The following is a 3,447-nucleotide window of genomic DNA, read 5'->3' on the forward strand; positions in this document are numbered from 1 at the left end:
CCGCCGCAGGCCGGAACGGCCAGGACCGCCTACTCGGTGTCCAGCTTCTGGCGCAGCTGGTCGAGGGTGGATCCGTCGGGCGTGTGCCACAGGGTCCAGCCGTTGATGACGTTCCCCGTGACGGCCTCGGCGGCCTTCGACGGAGAGGGGAAGAGCGAGGAGTGGCCGTCGACGATGAGCTGGCCGTCAGCCGTCACGACAGCGCGGCCCGACCGATTGGCGCGGCGCTGGTGGAAGGTGAGGACCGTGTCCGGCGCCAGCAGCCCCGCCTGCATCAGGCTGGCGAGCGGACCGCGCGGGATGACGGGCGCGGCCTCGTCGGTGGAGGACCCGCCGCCGAGGGACAGGGTGACGTGGATGGTGTCATCGCTGCTCGCGCTCGTGAGGCGGGCGAGGACGGCGGGATCGAAGTGGATGCTGAGCGTGGCCATGCGTCTCCTGTCATCAGTGGCCCCAAGGACCATTTCGCTGACTTCCGCTCCGATATTAAGCACTGCAAGCAGCTTGTGTCCACTCTCGCTGCCAGTGATTCAGCAGAACTGATCGCGGCCACACTGCCGCGCCAAGTGGATCCAGCATTTGCGATCAGGCAGGGATCCCCTGGCCGAGCTAGGTGATCCCTCGCGTGCTGCCAGGCCACCCGCACTCGGTGTCCTGGGGGGCTGGGTGACCAGTAGGCCGTCTCCCCGGTTGAGTTGTGCATGCGAAGGATGATCTACGCCGTGACTGCGGCCGCCCTTATGTTCGCGGTGGCGCCCGCCCACGCCGATGCGAAGGCCAGTGACGGCCGCGTGGGCTGTGTGTTGGGGGGGAAGGGCCTGCGCGTCACCGGCGTCGGCGCGCACATGGACGGGCACGGGACAGGCGTCCGTGCCCGCCTGATCACGTACAGGCCGAAGGGCTACCAGTCGGAGCTGACCGGTTGGAAGGACGCCACCCCCGTCAGCGTGGCCCTCACCAAGATGTCCATGGTCAGCTGGAAATGGGGAGGCAAGGGCCGCGCGTTCGAGCACGGCACGAAACTGTGCGTCGAGTTCCACGTCGTGCAGGGGGAGGGTGATCCACCGTTAGATCGCGGGAGCGGGTGCAGGGCGCCACCTCTGAAGGTGGCGACCTGCTCGTCGTATGGAATGGGTCAGCGTTCCGCTAACTGTGGCCGGCGATGGATCGGCGGCAGCGGGTCGAGTCTCCCGACGAGATGGTCGAAAAAGGTGCGGGGCGGCAGAGAGGTCACAAAATTTACGAACGTCATCACAGGCATCCCTCGCCCCTGAGGCTTGCTGTCCGAGGGCCCGCATCTACAAGTTCTCCAACCCCCTCTTCGCGGGCAATAAGGTCGAGTTCATGTACGGGGTTCGTCCGACGAATCGCGACCTGCTTTCCTCGACGTTCCAACGGGCCTAGCGATGGCGGTCTCTGACCTGCGGAAACCTGGCAGCTCGACAGTTTGTTGTCGGCCCTGGGCGCGCCGACCTGACGCACACCATCCTGTGATGTCCGTCACGGGGTGTGCGGGGGGCAGTAGCGATCTCCAACGCTGTGACCTGCGCGTTTCGTGTTGCATCGGATCTACTGCGTTTTGGTATGAGAGTGCTTCTCTGGGGGCGCAGTTCACCGCCGAGGGCGGCGCCCGTACTAGGCGGTGCCCCGATTGTGTCAACACGGGGTCGTATCGTGGTCAACGCCCGCACAGCCCTTCGGAGATGACGAAGGGAGACCGATACGAGGCCCTTGCTTCCTAGGGCTGGCCTCGCGGGGTCTCCCTCGCGTCTGACGTCGGGCGTCCCGTCCTGCTGTGAGGAGAACAAGGCACATGACGTCAGTCGACCGTACCCCAGGCCCTGCCGGGTCCCAAGGTCCGCAGCTCCGTGCGCCCATGCTCAGGTGGCTGAGCGGTGCCACGGCGCTCGCCGCCATCGGGGTCACCGCGGTACTGGCCGCAGCTGGCCACGCCGAGGCGGCCACCGCTGTGGCCGTCATCGGCGCTGGAGCGCTGGGTACCAGCGCGATCCAGGTGACCATCCACGTGCGCCGCTAGCCGCCGCGTGGGTCCTGGCCTCGCCGAGGCCGGGTCAGGACCCATGGGCACGCTTCGCCCCGCACGGCTGCGCTCACGCCCCGTCGGTTTCCGGACTCCAGACGGAGGGTCCGCCGCCGCGCCATTCGATGAGCAGCGGGTCGTCCAGGCGGACGGTGTCGGGGTCGAGGCCGGCCCGGCGCAGGAATTCGAGGAGGTCGGCGGGGTCGAGGGCGCGGCCGAGGATTTCGCCGTCGCAGCGGACGCGGCGTCCGCCCTGGGCGTCCGGCGGATAGACGACTACACGCGGGGCAGGGCTCATCCCTTCACCCTGCCGGTGTCCGGTCACTCCAGCACTCCGAGGGCGGTGTCGGGCCGGCAGTGGATGCACGCGGGCACGCCGTCGGCCAGCAGGCGCCGTATCTGCTCAGGGTCGGCGGGGGCGCAGCGGTTGCCGGTGTCCCAGCAGTCCCCGGTGTGCACGCGGGCCGGGGGCCGGCCGCTTCCGATCCCGCGCTCGACCAGCCACGCGGGCGGTTCCTTCGGCGGACGCCTGTTGGCGGCGAGGGCCTCGCGTTCCTCGGCCGTGGCAAGGGCCTGCTCGGCCCGGCCGAGCTCGCCGCGCAGGTAGGTGACCAGCGTCCGCAGCCGAGGCAGGTCGGGCGGCAGGACGGACACGGTTCAGCCCCCGTACTGGGCCTGACGGGCGGTCTTGCATGACGTGCACAGGGGCGACGCTCCCACCCCGTATCGGCAGGTGGGGGCGTGGCAGCGCGAGCAGGGTCTGGTCTGGCTAGGAGCCCAGGTGACGGGCTGCGGTCTGGCGGGGGTTTCGGGGGTGGCCATGGCGGTCTCCTCAGCATGCGGACGACATCACTCCTATTAGATCTCATGTTCGAATTCACAGGCGAGTGCGGCGCATCCCATCCCGACCGCCACCCGGGGTGTGTGGCAGGTCACATCGTCGGGGCTTGCGGGGCTAAGGGGGCGATGGTTGGCGCCTGCGCGAAATTCACTGTCTGGCGCTCTCACCTGGGATTTTCGGGACTTGCAGGGCTAACCCCTTGCTGTTCCAAAGTGCGGATCTCACCTCCGGTCGGGGGTGTGAGCCGCACTTTCGCGTAAGGAGATCTCTGGCATGAGGACGTCAGAAATGGGTGGGGAGTCGACGGGCGAGGAGTCCGGGCGGGAGCAGGCCCGGCCCGCCGGGGAGCCGGCCCCGCGCAGCCGCCGACCCGGCAAGCGCCGGCTGGCGGGCCGCGTGGCTTCGGCGCTCGCCGTCGAGGCGGTCCAGGCCGCGGTGTCCGTGTGGGCGCCGGAGTGGTCGGAGGCGGCGCAGATCGTGACCACGGCCGTGCGGGTCGCTTTACGGCTCGGCCGTGGTCGGGGCGGACGGCCGCGCGGCTAGCCGTGCCTGAGCGTCCCCCGGG

At 69.2% G+C, this 3,447-nt stretch carries 6 protein-coding genes; 3 read left to right on the top strand and 3 right to left on the bottom strand.

Annotated elements, in window-relative coordinates; all coding sequences use genetic code 11:
- Window positions 1–29 precede the first annotated feature (29 nt).
- Window positions 30–431 carry a restriction system modified-DNA reader domain-containing protein gene (locus ACWGIU_RS33115; protein ID WP_453711806.1) on the bottom strand — a complete coding sequence of 134 codons (402 nt, stop codon included), beginning with the start codon at window positions 429–431 and terminating at the stop codon, window positions 30–32.
- A 279-nt stretch (window positions 432–710) separates the two neighbouring features.
- Between ACWGIU_RS33115 and ACWGIU_RS33120 the strand changes: the two genes are divergently transcribed.
- Window positions 711–1,274 carry a hypothetical protein gene (locus ACWGIU_RS33120; RefSeq protein ID WP_453711807.1) on the top strand — a complete coding sequence of 188 codons (564 nt, stop codon included), beginning with the start codon at window positions 711–713 and terminating at the stop codon, window positions 1,272–1,274.
- 602 nt (window positions 1,275–1,876) lie between these two features.
- On the top strand, window positions 1,877–2,038 hold the full coding sequence (locus tag ACWGIU_RS33125) for a hypothetical protein (protein WP_362632841.1): 162 nt from the start codon (window positions 1,877–1,879) through the stop codon (window positions 2,036–2,038).
- Window positions 2,039–2,111: 73 nt separating this feature from the next.
- Here ACWGIU_RS33125 and ACWGIU_RS33130 read toward each other — a convergent pair whose 3' ends face one another.
- Together ACWGIU_RS33130 and ACWGIU_RS33135 are read right to left on the bottom strand one after the other, a co-directional pair.
- On the bottom strand, window positions 2,112–2,339 hold the full coding sequence (locus tag ACWGIU_RS33130) for a hypothetical protein (protein WP_453711808.1): 228 nt from the start codon (window positions 2,337–2,339) through the stop codon (window positions 2,112–2,114).
- A gap of 23 nt (window positions 2,340–2,362) precedes the next feature.
- The gene (locus tag ACWGIU_RS33135) at window positions 2,363–2,695 is read right to left on the bottom strand and encodes a DUF6233 domain-containing protein (RefSeq protein ID WP_453711809.1); all 333 of its coding nucleotides are present in this window, start codon (window positions 2,693–2,695) and stop codon (window positions 2,363–2,365) included.
- A 460-nt stretch (window positions 2,696–3,155) separates the two neighbouring features.
- On the opposite strand from ACWGIU_RS33135, the gene ACWGIU_RS33140 reads away from it, so the two are divergent.
- Window positions 3,156–3,425: a hypothetical protein gene (locus tag ACWGIU_RS33140; protein WP_453711810.1), complete on the top strand. Its 270-nt coding sequence runs from the start codon at window positions 3,156–3,158 to the stop codon at window positions 3,423–3,425.
- Window positions 3,426–3,447: the final 22 nt, after the last annotated feature.

The sequence above is a fragment of the Streptomyces sp. NPDC054840 genome (genome assembly GCF_053611065.1).

Bases quoted from the DNA above. Each gene is read 5' to 3' on its own strand.
- ACWGIU_RS33115 (WP_453711806.1), bottom strand. From the start codon at position 431: ATGGCCACGCTCAGCATCCACTTCGATCCCGCCGTCCTCGCCCGCCTC.
- ACWGIU_RS33130 (WP_453711808.1), bottom strand. From the start codon at position 2,339: ATGAGCCCTGCCCCGCGTGTAGTCGTCTATCCGCCGGACGCCCAGGGC.
- ACWGIU_RS33125 (WP_362632841.1), top strand. From the start codon at position 1,877: ATGCTCAGGTGGCTGAGCGGTGCCACGGCGCTCGCCGCCATCGGGGTC.
- ACWGIU_RS33140 (WP_453711810.1), top strand. From the start codon at position 3,156: ATGAGGACGTCAGAAATGGGTGGGGAGTCGACGGGCGAGGAGTCCGGG.
- ACWGIU_RS33120 (WP_453711807.1), top strand. From the start codon at position 711: ATGATCTACGCCGTGACTGCGGCCGCCCTTATGTTCGCGGTGGCGCCC.